The sequence below is a fragment of the Bacillus sp. YC2 genome (assembly GCF_019891195.1).
Classification (GTDB): domain Bacteria; phylum Bacillota; class Bacilli; order Bacillales; family Bacillaceae; genus Bacillus.
Genome location: NZ_JAHXDO010000005.1, coordinates 118594 through 137037, shown reverse-complemented (window position 1 = coordinate 137037; position 18444 = coordinate 118594). Strand labels below are relative to the sequence as shown.

At 46.5% G+C, this 18444-nt stretch carries 19 protein-coding genes; 1 reads left to right on the top strand and 18 read right to left on the bottom strand.

Translation table 11 applies throughout. The features are described from left to right. Positions 1–23: 23 nt before the first annotated feature. The 14 genes from KY305_RS10510 to sppA all read right to left on the bottom strand — a co-directional run bounded on the left by KY305_RS10510 (position 24) and on the right by sppA (position 12580). On the bottom strand, positions 24–1343 hold the full coding sequence (locus tag KY305_RS10510) for a CBS domain-containing protein (protein ID WP_223062469.1): 1320 nt from the start codon (positions 1341–1343) through the stop codon (positions 24–26). Between the two features lie 146 nt (positions 1344–1489). Next, positions 1490–2176 carry a metal-dependent hydrolase gene (locus tag KY305_RS10505; RefSeq protein WP_223062468.1) on the bottom strand — a complete coding sequence of 229 codons (687 nt, stop codon included), beginning with the start codon at positions 2174–2176 and terminating at the stop codon, positions 1490–1492. 63 nt (positions 2177–2239) lie between these two features. After that, a complete protein-coding gene (locus tag KY305_RS10500; protein ID WP_223062467.1) occupies positions 2240–3007 on the bottom strand; it encodes an SDR family oxidoreductase in 768 nt (255 codons plus the stop codon). A gap of 131 nt (positions 3008–3138) precedes the next feature. After that, a complete protein-coding gene (locus KY305_RS19995) occupies positions 3139–3270 on the bottom strand; it encodes a hypothetical protein (RefSeq protein WP_262417694.1) in 132 nt (43 codons plus the stop codon). Positions 3271–3343: 73 nt separating this feature from the next. Then, a complete protein-coding gene (gene argH / locus KY305_RS10495; RefSeq protein ID WP_223062466.1) occupies positions 3344–4720 on the bottom strand; it encodes an argininosuccinate lyase in 1377 nt (458 codons plus the stop codon). Then, entirely contained in the window at positions 4717–5928 is a 1212-nt protein-coding gene (locus KY305_RS10490; protein ID WP_223062465.1) for an argininosuccinate synthase, read from the bottom strand. The genes argH and KY305_RS10490 overlap by 4 nt, the downstream gene beginning before the upstream one ends. A gap of 151 nt (positions 5929–6079) precedes the next feature. Continuing rightward, entirely contained in the window at positions 6080–6592 is a 513-nt protein-coding gene (locus KY305_RS10485) for a MogA/MoaB family molybdenum cofactor biosynthesis protein (RefSeq protein ID WP_214803999.1), read from the bottom strand. Between the two features lie 98 nt (positions 6593–6690). Then, positions 6691–7878, bottom strand: coding sequence for an acetate kinase (locus tag KY305_RS10480; protein ID WP_214803998.1), 1188 nt, complete (start codon positions 7876–7878; stop codon positions 6691–6693). A 305-nt stretch (positions 7879–8183) separates the two neighbouring features. Next, positions 8184–9170: a class I SAM-dependent methyltransferase gene (locus KY305_RS10475; RefSeq protein WP_223062464.1), complete on the bottom strand. Its 987-nt coding sequence runs from the start codon at positions 9168–9170 to the stop codon at positions 8184–8186. Positions 9171–9232: 62 nt separating this feature from the next. After that, a complete protein-coding gene (tpx, locus tag KY305_RS10470; protein ID WP_061523098.1) occupies positions 9233–9736 on the bottom strand; it encodes a thiol peroxidase in 504 nt (167 codons plus the stop codon). A 114-nt stretch (positions 9737–9850) separates the two neighbouring features. Then, the gene (gene ytfJ / locus KY305_RS10465) at positions 9851–10291 is read right to left on the bottom strand and encodes a GerW family sporulation protein (RefSeq protein ID WP_223062463.1); all 441 of its coding nucleotides are present in this window, start codon (positions 10289–10291) and stop codon (positions 9851–9853) included. A gap of 12 nt (positions 10292–10303) precedes the next feature. Further along, positions 10304–10990 (bottom strand): DUF2953 domain-containing protein, encoded by a 687-nt coding sequence (locus KY305_RS10460; protein WP_223062462.1) that lies wholly within the window; start codon positions 10988–10990, stop codon positions 10304–10306. A gap of 77 nt (positions 10991–11067) precedes the next feature. Then, a complete protein-coding gene (locus KY305_RS10455) occupies positions 11068–11559 on the bottom strand; it encodes an RDD family protein (protein ID WP_223062461.1) in 492 nt (163 codons plus the stop codon). A 13-nt stretch (positions 11560–11572) separates the two neighbouring features. Continuing rightward, a complete protein-coding gene (sppA, locus tag KY305_RS10450) occupies positions 11573–12580 on the bottom strand; it encodes a signal peptide peptidase SppA (RefSeq protein ID WP_223062460.1) in 1008 nt (335 codons plus the stop codon). A gap of 182 nt (positions 12581–12762) precedes the next feature. Between sppA and KY305_RS10445 the strand changes: the two genes are divergently transcribed. Continuing rightward, positions 12763–13566 carry an NAD kinase gene (locus KY305_RS10445; protein WP_223062459.1) on the top strand — a complete coding sequence of 268 codons (804 nt, stop codon included), beginning with the start codon at positions 12763–12765 and terminating at the stop codon, positions 13564–13566. Positions 13567–13586: 20 nt separating this feature from the next. On the opposite strand, the gene KY305_RS10440 is transcribed toward KY305_RS10445, so the two are convergent. The 4 genes from KY305_RS10440 to thiI all read right to left on the bottom strand — a co-directional run bounded on the left by KY305_RS10440 (position 13587) and on the right by thiI (position 18442). Continuing rightward, complete coding sequence (locus tag KY305_RS10440; RefSeq protein WP_223062458.1) at positions 13587–15182, bottom strand: amidohydrolase; 1596 nt, start codon at positions 15180–15182, stop codon at positions 13587–13589. 21 nt (positions 15183–15203) lie between these two features. After that, positions 15204–16790 carry an acyl-CoA synthetase MbcS gene (gene mbcS / locus KY305_RS10435; RefSeq protein ID WP_223062457.1) on the bottom strand — a complete coding sequence of 529 codons (1587 nt, stop codon included), beginning with the start codon at positions 16788–16790 and terminating at the stop codon, positions 15204–15206. A gap of 149 nt (positions 16791–16939) precedes the next feature. Continuing rightward, positions 16940–17155 (bottom strand): alpha/beta-type small acid-soluble spore protein, encoded by a 216-nt coding sequence (locus tag KY305_RS10430; RefSeq protein WP_214803988.1) that lies wholly within the window; start codon positions 17153–17155, stop codon positions 16940–16942. Between the two features lie 81 nt (positions 17156–17236). Continuing rightward, a complete protein-coding gene (gene thiI / locus KY305_RS10425) occupies positions 17237–18442 on the bottom strand; it encodes a tRNA uracil 4-sulfurtransferase ThiI (protein WP_223062456.1) in 1206 nt (401 codons plus the stop codon). Positions 18443–18444 lie beyond the last annotated feature (2 nt).

Genomic DNA, 18444 nt, shown 5'->3' with positions numbered 1-18444 from the left:
GCCAAGGGACCGGACAGCGTCCCTTAACTTCTCTCCATCAGCTGCACCATCAGCATCGCTTTTGATACGATGCCGCTTTGGCTTGACACTTCCACTTCCATTTTGCCGAACTTCCGGCCGGCTTCGAGAATGCGCGGTTTTACCTCAATGACCGATTCCATCTGCACGGGCTTTAAAAAGAAAATCGTAATGCTTTCAATTACCAGCTCTCCGCGTTTACGCGAGCGTAAAAACCGGCTGGCGGCCTGCGTTAAAATGGTCGTAAACACCCCGTAAGAGATCGTCCCAAGCTGATTGGTCATTTGCGGCGTTACTTCATATTGATAAACAGCGGGTATTTGTTTATCATCTTCCTCTTCTTTAAATCCTCTTGAAACGATATCATCGAGCTTTTCCCCGACCTGGGGCTGCTTTTGAACCATTTGCAGCGCTTTTAAGACATCCTGACGGCTGATCATGCCAATCAGCCTGTGATGCCCGTCAGTAACCGGAAGCACTTCGATCCCTTCCCACACCATCATTTGAGCCGCCGAGGCAACCGACGTTTTTCCGATCACTGTGACCGGGTTTTTCGTCATTACTTTTTCAATCTGGACAGACCTGTCATGCCCGGCGATATCTTTTGAGGTCAGAATCCCGTGAATTTTCATATGCTGATCGATGACCGGGAAGCGGCCGTGGCCGGTTTCATAGTTTTTCTCGTACCATTTTTCCAGCTTATCCTTAGGAGAAAGCGTGACGGTTCTTTCTGCCGGCGTCAAAATGTCTTCCACAAGCACAATTTCTTTTTTAATCAGCTGGTCATAGATTGCCCGGTTTATCATGGCAGCAACCGTGAAGGTATCATAGCTCGTGGATAGAATGGGCAGCTCCAATTCATCGGCAAGCTGAATGATGCTGTCATCGGTGTTAAAGCCCCCGGTTACCAATACAGCCGCGCCTGCTTCAAGCGCCTGACGGTGGGCGTTGATTCTGTTTCCGACAATTAACAGGTTCCCCGCCGCCGTATAGCGCATCATCGCGTCAAGTTCCATCGCGCCGATTACAAATTTATTTAATGTTTTATGGAGGCCTGCCCGTCCGCCGAGCACCTGGCCGTCTATTACATTTACAACCTCTGCATATGTCAGCTTTTCAATATTTTCTTTTTTCTTCTGTTCAATGCGGATCGTCCCCACACGTTCAATCGTGGAAACAAAGCCTTTGTTTTCGGCTTCCTTAATGGCTCTGTAAGCCGTTCCTTCACTGACTTTCATCTCTTTTGCAATTCTTCTGACAGAAATTTTTTCACCGACAGGCAGCGAATCTATGTAAGATAGTATTTGTTCATGCTTTGTTGCCAAGCCTTTCACCTCTAAGGACAGTCTTCTGCTTTTATTATAAGGGTACGGGGGATTCATTCGCAACGAGGCATCTGAAAAAAGACGGCCTCACAAAAAAACCTTCTGAATGCTTTGATTCAGAAGGTCAGTTTATCTTCGTTCAGCCGTCAGACAAGCTCGATTGACTCGCCGGCTGCCATGACTTTGCCGACGCCGCCCGGCAGGCTTTCAGCGAAAGCGTCAGGGTCTTGCTCAATAACAGGGAAAGTATTGTAATGAACGGGAACCACCTGTTTAGCTCTCAGCCATTCAGCTGCAAGCTTCGCGTCCTCCGGCCCCATCGTAAAGTTGTCGCCAATCGGCAGAAAGGCCAGATCAATATGGTTTAATTCCCCGATCAGTTTCATATCGGAGAACAGCCCTGTGTCTCCGGCGTGAAAAATGGTTTTTCCGTCGATCGTCAATAAAATTCCCGATGGCATTCCCGTGTATGTGATGGTTTTGTTTTCTTCATCAGTGACGGCTGATCCGTGGAACGCCTGCGTCAGTTTAACTTTGCCGAAATCAAATTGGCGCGAGCCGCCGATATGCATCGGATGAACGTTTAAGCCCTTAAAGCCGAGATAAACAGCCAGCTCGTTCGGTGCGATGACGAGCGCATCGTTTTGTTTGGCGATTTGCTCTGTATCTCCGACATGGTCATTGTGCCCGTGAGTGAGCAGGATCACATCCGCTTTTACCTCTTCCGGTTTCAGGTCAGTCATGCTGTTTCCGGTTAAAAACGGATCGATCATAATGTTATGCGTTTTTGTTTCCACATGAACCACAGAATGTCCGTAATACGTCACTTTCATCGGTTTTTCACCTCATTAAAAATTTTGTATTTATCAAGTTCCCTTTTTTACAAGCCGAAAAACTTACAGGGATTGATGCCTGTTAATCACATTAAGCCCTCCTGTGGCTTCAATGACGGTTCCGGTTACAAGATCGGAGTCTTCCTCACATAAAAAAGCGATGATTCTCGCAATGTCTTCTCCGGTTCCGGACCTTCCTATCGGCGTATTTTCCTTGCCGATTTTCAGTCTCGCTTCCTCTATGGATGCTTCCTTCATGTCCCCTACGATATCACCCGGACAGACCATATTGGCCGTAATGCCAGATTCAGCCTCTTCAATCGCAATAGTTTTGGTCAGCGAAGCTAAGCCGACCTTTGCCGCCCCGAAGGCGGAACGGTGAAGCCAGCCGGGCGCATGGGCAGCCCCTTGGAAGCCGTATGTAATAATCCGGCCGAACCGCTGTTTTCTCATGGCCGGAATGACTGCCTTAAACAAATGAAAAACAGCGCTTAAATTTCCTTCCAGCATGCCGTACCATTCCTCATCTGAGTAATCAGCAAGCTTCTTTCGCTCAAATATGTACGGCCCGGCATTGTTAATAAGGATGTCAATCCTCCCAAACCGCTGAAGGGCCGCTTCGGCAATCCGCATCAGATCATCTTTTCGGGTGACATCACCCTTTACGAATTGCAGTCTGTCATGGCACTGGGGATAATCAGCCTTCAGACAGGCGACTGCTTCTTCGTCCTGTCTGTAATTCACCGTGACGGAGAAGCCTTTTTCCAGCAGCATTTCAGTCACTTTCCGGCCTAATCCCTTTGTACCGGCAGTAATTAGAGCATGTCGCACATGAATACCCTCCCCAGGCAACGTCGCCGCTTCAATTAAGTCATTTCTCCCTCTACTTTACTATAAACAGGCGGCAATATCACTTTTTTGCACTTCAGTTGCATGAAAAAAAAGCCGTCTGTACAGACAGCTTAATCTTCAGAAGGAGAAGCGGAGGCTTCCTCCATTCCGACATAGCCGCTTTGGTATGCCTCTGAAATGAGCCGGGCCGTTTCTTCGCTTTCTTTTTCATCATAGATATAACGTTCTTGTTCTTTGCGCATTCCTTCTACCTCCCATCAGTATAGATGTAGGGTGTCTTGTATGACGGGAAATTATGAAGGAAATTTTAACATATTAAAAGCCTGCACAAGCTTTTGCTTTAACGAGTGCCTGCTCTACCTGTTTAAAGCCAGTTCCGCCGGCGCTCATTCTTTTTTCCACTGCATGGTAAGGATCGAGAACGGTGTAAATATCCTCCTCAAAGAGACTGCTTGCCTGAAGGAAATCTTCAAACGCCATGTCGCTTAAATAGATACCTTTTTCAATGCAGGTGTACACAAGCTTTCCGACCACTTCATGAGCTTCTCTGAACGGCATGCCCTTTTTCGCTAAATAGTCCGCAAGCTCGGTCGCGTTCGAAAAGTCTTGTTTCGTCGCCTGTTTCATCGTGTCTATGTTCACGGTCATCGTTTGAATCATGCCTGTGAAAATCTGAAGGCTGCCTTCGACTGTTTTCACAGTATCGAACATGCCTTCCTTGTCTTCCTGCAAATCCTTGTTGTAAGCGAGCGGCAGTCCTTTCATGATCGTAAACAGACCCATCATATCACCGTAAACGCGGCCTGTTTTTCCGCGGATCAGCTCCGCCATGTCAGGGTTTTTCTTTTGCGGCATCATGCTGCTGCCTGTCGCGTACGTATCATCCAGTTCGATGAATTTAAATTCCTGTGAGCACCAGAGGATAATTTCTTCAGAGAACCGGGAAAGATGCATCATCAGCATACTGCTGCTGCTTAAAAATTCTAAAATAAAGTCTCTGTCACTGACGCCGTCCAGGCTGTTTTCATAAATGGAATCAAATCCGAGAAGCTCCGCTGAATAGGCGCGGTCAATCGGAAACGTAGTTCCGGCAAGGGCCCCGCAGCCGAGCGGCGATTTGTTGATCCGCTTCATGGAGTCGCGGAATCGCTCCTTATCCCGTTCCAGCATCCAAAAGTAAGCGAGCAGGTGGTGGGCGAAGGAAATCGGCTGGGCGCGCTGCAAATGCGTGTATCCCGGCAGAATCGTCTCAATATTGGCTTCTGCTTTTTCAATCAGCGCATGCTGGAATTGTTCGATCAGCCCGATGATATGAGAGACATGGTTTTTTAAGTATAAATGCATGTCTGTCGCCACCTGGTCATTCCGGCTTCTTCCGGTATGGAGCTTGCCGCCGAGCGGTCCGATTTCATCGATCAGCATTTTTTCGATATTTAAATGGATATCCTCATAATCAACCGAGAATTCCAGTGTCTCATCTTCTGCTTTTTGCAGGAGCGTTTCCAGCCCTTCACGGATTCTGCTCTCTTCTTCTTCCGTCAGGATGCCGCATTTTTTCAGCATTGCCGCATGAGCGAGAGACCCTGTAATATCCTCTTTGACTAGGTTTTGGTCGAATGTGATGGACGCGCCGAACTCATCGACCCATTTTTCCGGAGTTTTTTGAAACCGGCCTCCCCAAAGCTTCTTCATGCTTTAATCTGCTCCTTCTTTTTTACGATGCTGTTCACTTTTGTCGGCAGACCCCAAAGCTCGATAAAGCCGATCGCCGCGTGATGGTCAAATGCATCGTCTTTTGTATATGTGGCAAGCTTTTCATCATACAGAGAAAATTCCGACTTGCGTCCTTCTACAATGGCGTGGCCTTTAAACAGCTTGACGCGCACTACCCCTGTAACGTGTTTTTGAGTTTCTTTTAAGAAAGCAAGCAGAGCGTCTTTTAACGGTGAAAACCATAAACCGTTGTAGATGATTTCAGACAGTTTTTGTTCGATTGCCGGTTTGAAATGGGCCACTTCTTTGACCAGCGTCAAATCCTCAAGCTCTTTGTGAGCCGTAATCAGCGTCATGGCGCCTGGGCACTCATATACTTCACGGGACTTAATGCCGACAAGACGGTTTTCCACATGGTCGATACGGCCGATACCGTGTTTTCCGGCTGTCTCATTCAGCTTGAGAATCAAGTCAGAAAGCGGATAGGACACGCCGTCGATTGAGACGGGAACACCTGCTTCAAACGCGATTTCAATGACATCTGGGACATCCGGCGTGTTTTCAAGAGGCGCTGTCAGGTCGTATGCCCCTTCAGGAGGCGCCGCCCACGGGTCTTCTAATATACCGCACTCATTGGCGCGGCCCCATAGGTTTTGGTCAATGGAATAAGGGCTGTCGAGATTAATCGGAATCGGAATCCCGCGGTTTGCCGCGTATTCAATTTCCTCTTCACGAGACCATTGCCACTCACGAACCGGAGCAATGACTTCCAAATCAGGATTTAATGATTTAATGGATACTTCAAAACGAACCTGATCGTTCCCTTTACCCGTGCAGCCATGCGCTACCGCCACTGCGTTTTCTTTTTCCGCCACTTCGACGAGTTTTTTCGCAATCAACGGACGGGATAATGCAGATACAAGCGGATATTTTCCTTCGTACATCGTATGAGCCTGCATAGAAATAAGCGCGTAATCTTGGGCGAATTCTTCTTTTGCATCAATAACGTATGAGTTTGACGCGCCCACTTCCAGCGCTTTTTGCTGAACGAATGCCAAATCCTTTCCTTCACCTACGTCTAAGCAGCAGGCCACAACATCATATCCCTGTTCTTGAAGCCATTTTATCGCTACAGAGGTATCAAGCCCTCCTGAATATGCCAATACAACTTTTTTTTGATCTGCCATGTCAAAAGCTCCCTTTGTATAAAAATTAGTTTTAATTAATAAAAATTCATTTTGTATGTATACACTGTAACAAGTAAATTCTGTTTTTTCAAGCTTTTTATAAAAAAAACTTCACCCATTTTTTGAGTGAAGCACAGCCTTATTTATTCATTTACAAGTCTTTTTGAATCTCTCTGATGACGTGGGGCAATTCGGGAATAATGAGCTTATTCATCGCAAGCTTCACAGCGCCGGAAGAACCCGGTGTGCAGAAGACTGCGGTGTTGTGAATGACTCCCGCGGCCGCTCTGGAGAGGATGGCAGCCGAGCCGATGTCCTCCGTGTAACTCAGCATCCGGAACAGCTCGCCGAAGCCGGGGAGTTCTTTTGAAAACAGCGGGGTGACCGCTTCGATTGTGACATCTCTTTTTGCGATTCCCGTCCCTCCGTTCAGCAGCACCGCATCTGTATATTCATCCATACAGCCGGATAAAACGGCTTTTTGCAATTCTTCTTTCTCGTCTTTTACAATTTCATAAGCGACCGTTTGCAATCCTGCCGCTTTGATCAAATCCATCATTATACGCCCGCTTTTGTCTGTCTCTTCCGTTCTCGTGTCGCTGACGGTGATGACCTTGCAGCGAACCGTTGCAGGAGCCTCCTGTTTATGTTCATGCACGCTCATGTTTTCACCTCTTACCTGATTATGTATGAAAATATCGTAACGTTTCCCGTGACGGCATTCAATAAAAAAGCACACCCGGAGGATGTGCTTTTTGATGATTATTGTGCCAAACGGACAACGTCACGCGCGATCATGACCTCTTCATCAGTCGGAATGATCATGACTTTTACAGGAGAGTGAGGGTAACTGATAAATGCTTCCTCACCGCGTACGTTGTTCAGTGCAGGATCCCAATAAACACCCATGAATTCTAAGCCGCGAAGCACGCGTTCTCTGACTTCAACGCTGTTTTCCCCGATACCGGCAGTGAAAATAATCGCGTCAACGCCGCTCATTCTCGCAGCATAAGAACCGATGTATTTATGGATTCTGCTCGCGAACACTTCAAGCGCAATTTCCGCTCTCTCGTTGCCTTCTTTGGACGCTTCGACAATATCGCGAAGGTCGCTTGAGAAACCGGACACGCCAAGCAGTCCGCTTTTTTTGTTCAACGTGTTTAATACTTCATCGGCAGTTTGATCTGTTTTTTCCATAATATATGGAATTAAAGCAGGGTCGATGTTTCCTGAGCGTGTTCCCATCGCAACACCGGCTAACGGTGTGAAGCCCATTGATGTATCAATCGATTTTCCGCCTTCAACGGCTGCGATACTTGCACCGTTTCCTAGGTGGCAGGAAATCAGGCGCAAATCTTCAAGCGGACGGCCGAGAAGTTCAGAAGCGCGCTGTGTAACATATTTATGAGATGTGCCGTGGAAGCCGTATTTACGGATGCCGTATTTCTCATAGTATTCGTACGGAAGGCTGTACAGGTAAGACTGCTCAGGCATCGTTTGGTGGAACGCCGTATCAAAGACTGCAACCGCAGGCACATTCGGAAGCACTTCTTTGAAGGCTTTAATGCCGACGATGTTAGCCGGATTGTGAAGCGGCGCAAGTTCAGAAATATCTTCAATTTCACGGATTGTCTCATCTGTCAGTAAGACAGAATCACTGAATTTTTCTCCGCCGTGAACGACACGGTGGCCGATTCCGTCAATTTCATTTAAATCTTTTATAATGCCGAATTCAGTCAGTTTGTGAAGCAGCATTTTTACTGCAACCGCATGATCCGGAATATCTGTTACTTCTGTATTTTTTTCGCCGTTAACACTGATGGTGAAAACGCTGTCGGCGATACCGATCCGTTCTACTAAACCTTTTGTTAACACCTTTTCTGAAGGCATTTCGAAAAGCTGAAATTTTAAAGATGAGCTTCCTGCGTTAATTGCAATAATTTTAGACATAAATGACGCTCCTATCAAAATTCTTCTTCTTCGTTCTTTTTTCCCAGACCTTAAATGCAGTCTAAAAAATATCTGACTTTTCCATTTAAACATTGTCAACTCAGCATTTCAAGTCAACATCTCGTTTGGCACCGCTTTCAATATGAAGTCGATATTTTCTGATAAATATCCACTATGCCATATGGATCGGACAGCCTGAAGAATTTTTTCTATTCTTCCTTAATTTGTGTTGATCACATGTTTTCCATTCATTTAAAAAAGCAAAACAGCTTAAGGGTACACCCCTTAAACTGTTCATTCAGCGCTTATTTTTCATTTTGAAACCATTGATCCCATTTCGCCATCATATCCCGCATGGCCTGCTGGTTTGCAAATGATGGCAGACTGGCAAGAAGCGCTTGCTTCGGCGGCTTTGCGGTTTCTCCTTTTTTCTGCAAAATTAAAATGCTCTTTGCCTGAGCCTCATCTTTAAACATGGAAGCCGGCAGCTGAAGGAGTGCGTTGATATGGACTTTTTCTGCAAAGAACTGCTTCAGTTTATCACTTTGGGCACTGTCAAACAGATGGTTCGGTATCATAAAAAACAAGTATCCGCCCGGTTTTGTATGCTTGACGCTTTGTTCAATAAACAAATGGTGAGCGAATGAATGGCCTTCATCCGCTTTCAGCTCGTACGCGGCAGCTCCTTCATCATTCGGATAGTAGCCGACGGGCAAATCACAAATTACCGTATCAACGGGATCGATAAATAACGGCTCCAGGCTGTCCTGGCAAAACAGCTCCATCTCTTTTTCCTGCAGGTTTGCCTGAGCGTAAGCAATCTTTACCAGAACATCATCAATTTCAATCCCGAAGCTTTTTGCCATTTTGTCAGAAAGCTGATTTGCTGCTGTGAGCAGGAGATTTCCTGTGCCGCAAGCAGGGTCTAAGAGTGTCAAACCCTTTTGGCCGCCCGTGAATTTATTCACCAAATAGCTGATGAAAAGGCCGATCGTATCAGGGGTCATTTGCCTGTTCGGGTGTGATTTATCCTTCAGCCCTTTTAAAATGGCGAGCTGAAATGCTTTACGCACCCACTCATGCTCGTACGTTTTGAAATCTGCCTTTTCCAGCAGATTTTGAAGCTGTTCGGCATGCTTTTCCTGCACCGGGAGCTGTTCGGTTTTTTCAAGAAAGTACATTTCCCCCGCTTCTGCAAGCCCCTCAATGTATGACAGCTGCAAGCCGTCAGCGATGACTCGGGCCGCTTCATCTAAAAATTCGTAAATTTGACCGACATGGTCGTTTTGCATTTTGTTTCCTCCTTGCCATGAAAAGAGCTCCGCGGCAGCACCCGGAGCTCTTTTACACCTCTTTACTTGATTAACGCTTTTGCAGCTTCGATAGGTTTTTCATAATTCGGGTGGTTTGTGGCTTCGCTTACGTATTCCGCATAAACGACTTTTCCGTCCTGGTCGAGAACGAATACGGAACGTGCCAGAAGACGAAGTTCTTTAATGTAAACGCCGAACGCTTCACCGAATGACATGTCTTTGTGGTCTGATAATGTTTCAACTTTATCAATTCCATTTGCTCCGCACCAGCGCGCTTGTGCAAACGGCAGGTCTGCGCTGATCGTATAGACGTTCACATCGCCGAGTTTTGCAGCCTCTTCGTTAAAACGGCGTGTCTGCGCGTCACATACCCCTGTGTCAATTGAAGGAATAACGGAAATGATCGTTACTTTCCCTTTCATGTCAGCGAGCGTTTTTTCTTCTAATCCGTTTGTCAGCACCGTGAAATCCGGAGCTTGGTCACCCGGTTTTACTTCTTGTCCGATAAGCGTTACCGCTCCGCCTTTAAATGTAATGTCAGCCATTATACTTCCTCCCTTTTCTATGTATAGCTCTATCATAGTCGAGTTTTATATAAACTGCAAAGGTTATGCCGCATCGTAAAAAAAGCTAACTGCGGGCGGCAGTTAACTTTTATGTTATAAATCAATATCGGTCATTTTTTGATTCCGGCCTTTGTCATTTTTTTTAAACATATGCTGGATCCGTTCAATTGTCTGGGGCGCGGAGTCTAAAAGTTTATCAATAAGATGGGTGTTTTCATCTAAGTGAAGCATTCGTACGCCGCTTGTTCCGACAATCAGAAACGCGATCGGCGTTATTGATACGCCTCCGCCGCTTCCGCCGCCGAATGGAAGCTTCTGCTCTTTTCTTTCATCGTCCTCAGTTCTTTTTTCAGCCGGCTTTCCGCCAAATTCGCTTCCGCCTGCCGCAAATCCGAAGCCTACCTTTGAAACTGTTAAGATGACGCTTCCGTCAGGCGTTTCAACAGGGTCTCCAATGATTGTATTGACGTCAATCATTTCTTTTAAATTTTCCATAGCGGTTTTCATTAAACCTTGAATCGGATGGTCTGCCATGTGCGCTCCTCCTTAAACTGATGAATCATTCTTTGAAGTAACCGGAACAGGCTGTTTCTTTCGCAAGATAGAAAGTCCGTTCCGCCCGTATTTGAGCAATTTGAAAGCTGCAACTATAAGATGTCCAAAACGGAAAAAGAATATACACTGAAAATGCGTCTTGGAAGCAGGCGCTTGAAATGATGGAATGACTTCGTATACGGGTTTATGCAAAAAACGAAGGTGGTCAAAAAGCATCGCCATCAGTCCGCCCTTTATTGCCCACACGCCTCCGGCAGCAATACCCGTGGCAGCAGCGTCTTTTATCCCGATCACTGTTATCCATTCTAATTTCGTCACACGGATGCCAGCCAGAAAAGAAGCTCCGATTTCCTTCATTCTGACGACTTGATGCAGAATCATTTCAATTCGGTGAATGCTTTGCTTGACGTCTTCGTATGTTATCTTTTTTTTCTCATCTTTTTGGCCTTTTATTTTGGATTCCGTGTTCTGTCTGACATCAATCGACGCATCTTCTTTATTCACTTTAATGACAGGCAGCGTTTTTTTGATACGGATCAGACCGAATAATGCCGACGTTTTTAAGGTTAATTTGTCATTATCTTTATCGTGCAGATATTCGAATGTCAGATGGATTTTCATTCTCATGAGCAGCCAGACCGCAATGAGAATGAGAACAGCTGCTGCGGCATATCCCATAAGCTTCACATCCTCAGCAAGCATTATCGCCAAATCAAAAAAAAAGTAAACCCGGACTTCCGCCGGGTTTACTGCTTTTATTTACGATACAGTTTTTCATGAACGACGGCTGTGTCGGCGATAAGATCGTGAATTCCCTGCTTTTTAGGTGTAAATGCAACGACAGCGTAGAGAATCCAAATTTTATCGATATAACGGCCGACCGCTTCTCTGAAAATGACGGTGCCCCAAGTCATCCGTTTGCCGTCGGCGAGAGGAATGACCTTTAATCCGAAGACCATCTTGCCGAGTGTCTGATGAAACCATTTCGTCATGAGCACAAAATAGGCAAGATAGACGATTAAGGTTGTCACAGAGTAGGCAGAAACCGTAAACATTCCGCTTGTTTTCGGGATGTTCATCAGGCTGAACACCGGGGAAACAATTAAGTGGTTAAGGCCCCAGATCACAAGCCAATCGAGAAGAAACGCCCAGAACCTGATCCAAAACCCTGCATACGCCGGTTCAAGCGCCCCGTGGTGTTCGGCTTCCTCTTCTTTGCCTTCAAAGCCTTCGTAAGTCGCGTCCATTCTTTCTTCCCCCCTACTTTGCATAGAGATACATCATTCGCGGCGAACCGGATTGTGAAATGAGTTCTTTCATATTCAGAAAATCCAGTTCGCTTTTAAACATTTTGTTCGCGCTCATGGATAAGAGCGACCCCAATCCAAAGCCCTCTTCATAAGTAACGACTGAAGCGTTTTTCATATTTTTATGATCCTTTTTCATCGCGCTGATTGTATCATCATAAAAACCGAGCTCATCGACGAGATGGAGCTTTTTCGCTTGTCTGCCGTCATAAACCCGGCCGTCGGCGATTTTTTTGACATCGTTTTTTGACATATGCCGCCCTTTTGAAATGACATCTACGAAACCTTCATACGAGCTGTCTACCATCGTCTGCATAATCTTTTTCTCTTCCTTGGTCATCTCGCGGGTCGGAGACATGATGTCTTTATGAGCCCCGCTTTTGATGGTTTCAAACTTAATCCCGAGCTCATCGGCAAGCTTAGAGTAGTTCACGCTTTCCATGATCACGCCTAAAGAGCCTGTGAGCGTTTCCGGAGAAGCATAGATTTTATCGGCTGCCGTGGATATGTAGTAGCCTCCCGACGCTGCCATTGAACCCATGGACACGTATATCGGCTTCTTCGTTTCTTTCTTTACTTCTTCAAGTTTTTTATGTATCTCTGCGCTTTCATACACGCCGCCCCCCGGCGAATTTACTTTCAGGACAATTCCTTTGACGCTTTTGTCATCTTTTGCACGCTCAATATGTTTTAAAAATGACCGGTGATCATACCCGCCTGAGCTGAGCAGGCCGCCTGACTCGCCGTTGTCCTCAATCGTTCCGTCCACTTCAAGCACGGCGATTTTGCTGCCGGGGCTGCCCTTATCCAGCGTCACTTCCTCCGATTCATCAGTCAGCGACGCGAAGTCAGACCCGGTATCGCCAAAATTCTTCAGCACGCCGACAGTCACGCTGGCAATCACTGATACGCCGAAGATGCCGATGGCGATGACGAGCGCAATCCATCTTTTTGCATTCATTTGTTCCGCCTCCTTTTCTATCACTAATCGTACGTTCCCCCGTAAAAAAGGTTTCATCTTTTTATGAAACGGCTTTCACTTAACGGATAAACAGGAAACATGATACACTATTGCCACAGGTATTTTAACACAATACCTGATGGGAGAAAAACGTAAATATGACAGCAAAGGGGAATTGGGATATGGCCGATATTCGCCGCAATGTTTATTTTTTTCACAAACAAGACAACGAAACAAAAGAACAAGTCAGCTCTTTAAAGCAACTGGCTGAAACGCACGGTTTTAAAGTTGCGTCTCATCCGGAAGAGGCCGGAATTATTGCGAGCATCGGCAGCGACGGTTCGTTTTTACAAGCCGTCAGAAAGACCGGTTTCCGTGATGACTGCCTGTATGTCGGAATCGCTAAAAAGGGAAAAGCTCATCTATATTGCGATTTTCACAGCGATGAGCCTGAAAAAATGGCAGACAGCATGACCGCCGAACAGCTTGAGGTCAGAAAATATCCGCTGATTCACGTAACAGTAGACGACAGCAATCATTTTCACTGTTTAAACGAAGTTTCCATTCGTTCAAGCATCATTAAAACGTTTGTGATGGATGTGTTAATTGATGATCTTCACTTTGAAACGTTCAGGGGAGACGGCATGATCATCTCTACTCCGACAGGCAGCACCGCCTATAATAAGTCGGTGGCGGGCGCCGTCGTTGATCCTTTGATTTCCTGCATGCAGGTATCAGAGCTTGCTTCATTGAACAATAACACGTACCGCACCCTCGGCTCTCCGTTTATTTTAAGCTCAGATCGAAAACTGACATTACGGGTGGTGCAGGACGGGAACGAGCATCCGATTATCGGGCTTGATAATGAAGCGCTCAGCACCAGAAATGTAAAAAAGGTCGAAATTACATTATCTGAAAAGAAAATCAAAACGGTTAAACTGAAAGACAATTCATTCTGGGAAAAAGTAAAACGCTCTTTTTTATAATAAAAAAAGAGGACGGGCTGTCAGCGCCTGTCCTCTTTTTCATATACAATCTGCCCGCTGACGACCGTTTTTACCGCTTTCAGCTCGTGGAGACGCTTCGGATCAACCGTAAACGGATCACCGCTTAGAATGGTAAAATCGGCAGCATAGCCGGGTGCAATAGCCCCGCGGGTTTTCTCTTTGTGAATGATAGCCGCGCTGCCCGTTGTGTATAGCTGAATCGCTTCGTACACGGTTAAGCATTCTTTTTCATTATATACCGGCCCGTTTGGATTTTGTTTACTTGTCCTGAGCACCGCCGATTGAATGCCGAGAATCGGATCAACAGGTTCTATCGGAGCATCTGAACCGCCGGCGCATAATATGCCTTTTGATATGAGCGTTTTCCAGGCAAAAGCCGTCTCCATCCGCTCTTCTCCGAGCCTGTCAATGACCCAAGGAAAATCACTCGCGACAAAATGCGGCTGCAAATCAAGCCCGATCGAAAGCTGTGATGCTCTTTCGATCAGGGCGTGATCTAATACTTGAGCGTGAATGAGCCTGTCGCGCTGTCCCGGTTTTGCAGGATGCTGCTCAATGGCATCCAGCACTTTTTCAAACGCAAGATCGCCGATCGCATGCACGGCGATTTCCATCCCTTTTTCTCTCGCTTTTTTGACAAGAGAAGAGAGCGTCTTGTCATCGTGCACCTGCACGCCCGAAACTGAAGGATCATCATGATAAGGTTTTTTCAGCAGGGCCGTTCTCCCGCCAAGCGCTCCGTCGGCGAAAATCTTCATCGCTCCGTATTCTAGATACGGACCGGTCGATTTTTGAAGCTGACTCCACTTGTCCGCGGCTTCATGATGAACGAGCAAATGGGCGCGGAAAGGATACAGTCCGCTGCCGGTTAACGACTCATACGCTGTAACAGGAACACAGACGTCTCCGTAGTATGCCAAATCCTCTGAGTGCCCCCCGGTCAATCCTTTTGACCAGCAATCCATAATCGCTGTTTGGAGAGCGCGCTTTACATAATCCAGTGAGGCTGGCGGCAAGACCTGTGTAACAAGCTCTTGGGCTTTATCAAGCAGAAGGCCTGTCGGCTCCCCGTCATCCCGGGCGATCACTCCGCCGTCCGGATCGGATGTTTCGCTAGTAATACCCGCGGCACGCAATGCAGCGGAGTTGACCGCAGCCGCGTGCCTGCACACACGTTTCAGCAGAACGGGACGGTCTGGAAACAGCGGGTCTAGGTCATGTTTCGTTAAATAATCCGGCTGTGCAAATTGATTTTCATTCCAGCCTTCGCCAATCAGCCATTCACCGTCCGCAAGCCCCCGTTCGGCTTCTTTTGCGGCTTGCAAAATCGCTTCTTTTGACGTCAGGCCCGACAAATCAAGGCGAAGCTGTTTTTCCCCGTGTCCGATCAAATGCAGATGGCTGTCTGTGAAGCCGGGAAACATGACAGCCCCTTTCAAATCTATGTCAGCTGTATCATCTGAACCGTATGCCTCAATCAGCTCGGAATAACTGCCTGTTTGCCTGATAATGCCGTCTTCAATATAAACAGCTTCTGTAACCTGATTCTCCTCAAGCATCGTATAAATGAAACCGCCGTGCCAAATCGCTTTCATTCACGCTCACTCTTTTCTGTATTAAGCTTTTTTATCCGCTTTAAGCCGTTCTTCACGCTGTCTCAGCTCAACACGTCTGATTTTCGCTGAAGCTGTTTTCGGAAGGCTTTCCACAAATTCAATCTCTCTCGGATATTTGTAAGGCGCTGTTATCGTTTTGACGTGGTTTTGCAGTTCTTTTACAAGTTCGTCACTTCGTTTTTCATCGTTTTGCAGGACGACATATGCTTTCACGATCGAGCCTCTGATTTCATCCGGACTCGCCACTACGGCGCATTCTTTTACCTCAGGATGCTTCACAAGCGCGTCTTCCACTTCAAACGGTCCGATTGTATAGCCGGAGCTGACAATGATGTCATCGTTGCGACTTTCAAACCAAAAATAGCCGTCCTCGTCTTTTTTTGCGCGGTCACCGGTCAGGAAGTAATCACCGCGAATTTGTTTTTTCGTTCTTTCAGGGTCTTTGTAGTATTCTTTAAACAGCGCAGGGGTGCTGAGATGCACGGCGATGTCGCCTGTTTCGCCGACTCCGCAAATTTCGCCTTCATCGTTAATGATTTCTACTTGGTTCCCCGGTGTCGGTTTCCCCATGCTTCCCGGTTTAATGTCCATATCTTTCAGAACGCCGACTAACAGCGTGCTCTCCGTTTGGCCGTAACCGTCTCTCACTTTGATGCCGAAATGCTTTTGGAAAATGTCGATGACTTCGCGGTTTAATGGTTCACCCGCAGAAACGGCGCTGTGAAGAGAAGAAAGGTCGTATTTGTCCAAATTCTCTACCTTTGCCATCAGGCGGTATTCTGTCGGCGTACAGCAGAATACATTGATTTGATAGCGGTTTAACAGCTCTAAATACGTTTCGGCATCGAATCTTCCGTGATAAATAAACCCTGTTGCTCCGCTTCCGAGAACTGCAAGCAGCGGGCTCCACACCCACTTCTGCCAGCCGGGCGCGGCGGTGGCCCAAACCGTGTCCTTTTCAGAAATGCCGAGCCATGCACCGGCGGATGTTTTCAAATGGGCAAAGGCCCAGCCATGTGTATGTACAACAGCTTTAGGCTGGCCGGTCGTACCGGATGTATAGGATAAAAACGCCATATCCTCTCTCGTTGTATCAGCCGTTTGAAAGCTGTCTCCGTTCGCTTCTATCGTTAAGAGGTTTTTCCAGCCGGCATCACTTTCACCGATAGAAAGTGTCACTAGCCCATTTGTTTTCACATCTTGAAACGCGTTGACAAATGAAGAATAAACGATGGCTCCTTTTACACCCGCATGTTCGATCCGGTATTCAAGATCTTTAGCGCGAAGCATTTCCGAGCAAGGAATGACGACCATTCCCGCTTTTAAAATAGCCAAATAGACGGCATATGCCTCAAGCACTCTCGGAACCATGACAATCAGCTTATCACCTTTTTCAAAGCCAAGTCCCTTCAGCCGGGCGCCGATTTTATTCGTTTCTTCCATCAGTTTTTCATACGTCCAGACTCTTTTATTGCCTTTTTGATCTTCCCACATAAGCGCGTTCTTCTCTTTCGAACGGCTGAATTTTTCAATTTCATTCACAAGGTTGTAGTTCATTGGGGCGATTAAATCTTCTCGTTTTAACACGAAACAACTCCTCACTTTCTTTCCCCATTATACATAATCAGAGGACTTTACAATAAAGATATGCATAAATTCCTATTCTTCTTCGTGTATTTTATATATGAAAAAGAGCGGGGGCATCCCCGCTCCTTAGCCATTATGTGAAATTGTGATTAAAACTGCTGGTTGCTTCCGCCCATGCTTTGCTGAGCGAAAGAAACTAGACGTTTAGTGATTTCTCCTCCAACAGAACCGTTGGCGCGAGAAGTTGTTTCCGGTCCAAGGTTTACACCGAATTCAGAAGCGATTTCGTACTTCATTTGGTCGATAGCTTGAGCAGCCCCTGGTACTAGAAGTTGGTTGCTGTTTCCGCTGTTTGATTGTGCCATGTGTATCACCTCCTTGTGAGTATAGAATGTGATAAAACACATGGCTTCATTCAGAAAAACTTTGGTAATTGTATACAGCTTTTAAAACAAATCGGCAAATTTATCGTGAGCTTCTTGTTCTGAGTAAATAGTGACGGTTTCAATCCCGGCTGCCGCCTCTTCAATCAGCGGCTCAAAATCAACAAAGCTTTCGAAATGCTCGATTTTTTCTTTTTTCGGGCGTGTTTTCGGGCTTGGCGGTGTAAAGATGGTGCAGCAGTCCTCAAACGGCTGAATACTTGTCTCATACGTGCCGATTTCTTTTGATTTCTCGATGATTTCTGTTTTGTCCATTCCGATTAAAGGCCGCAAAACCGGTGTTGCGGTCACGGCGTTGATCGCATACATGCTCTCAAGCGTCTGGCTCGCCACTTGGCCGAGGCTTTCCCCCGTTATAATCGCAAGGGCGTTTCGCTCTTCTCTGATTCTGTCAGCTATTTGGAGCATGAGGCGCCGCGTGGCCGTCATCGTATAGTTTTCAGGTATTTGTTTTTGGATGAGCTCCTGCGTTTTTGTAAACGGCACGATATGAAGCGTCATGCTGCCTCCGAACCGCGCAAGGCATCCCGCGAGATCCATTACCTTCTGCTTCGCCCGTTCGCTTGTATACGGCGGACTGAAAAAATGCACGGCTTCCACTGACAATCCTCGTTTCATCGCGTAAAAACCGGCGACAGGGCTGTCAAACCCGCCGGAAAGCATGAGCATTGCTTTGCCCGCTGATCCGACAGGAAGCCCGCCCGCGCCTTTTTCATCGCGGATGGTCAGGAATGTCGCTTCTTCCCTGATCTCAATCCTGAGCGGAATATCCGGGTTTTTCACATCAACGGTTAATCCTTCTGTGTTTTTCAAAATATGGCCGCCGATTTCAGCATTCATTTCATTCGTATTTAATTCAAACTGCTTGTAAGCCCGTTTTGTCGCAACTTTAAAAGTGCTCCCGGGTGTGTATTTGCCTTCTATCGCGGCTAATGCCGTTTTTTTAATTTCGTCCAGCCTGCTTTCGCATTTAATAGCGAGACTAAAACTTTGAATGCCGAATATATTCTTTAATAAGGAACAAATTCCCTCCGGATTTTCTCCGTTTAATGTAATGGTCATCCGGTCCCGGTTTGAAAAGTATTTTACTTTTTTATAATCCTTTAATACCAGTCTGATGTTTTGTTTTAATCTTTCAATAAAACTGCGTCTGTTTTTTCCCTTTGTGGATATTTCACCAAAGCGGATTAAGATGTGATCGTAATTCATAT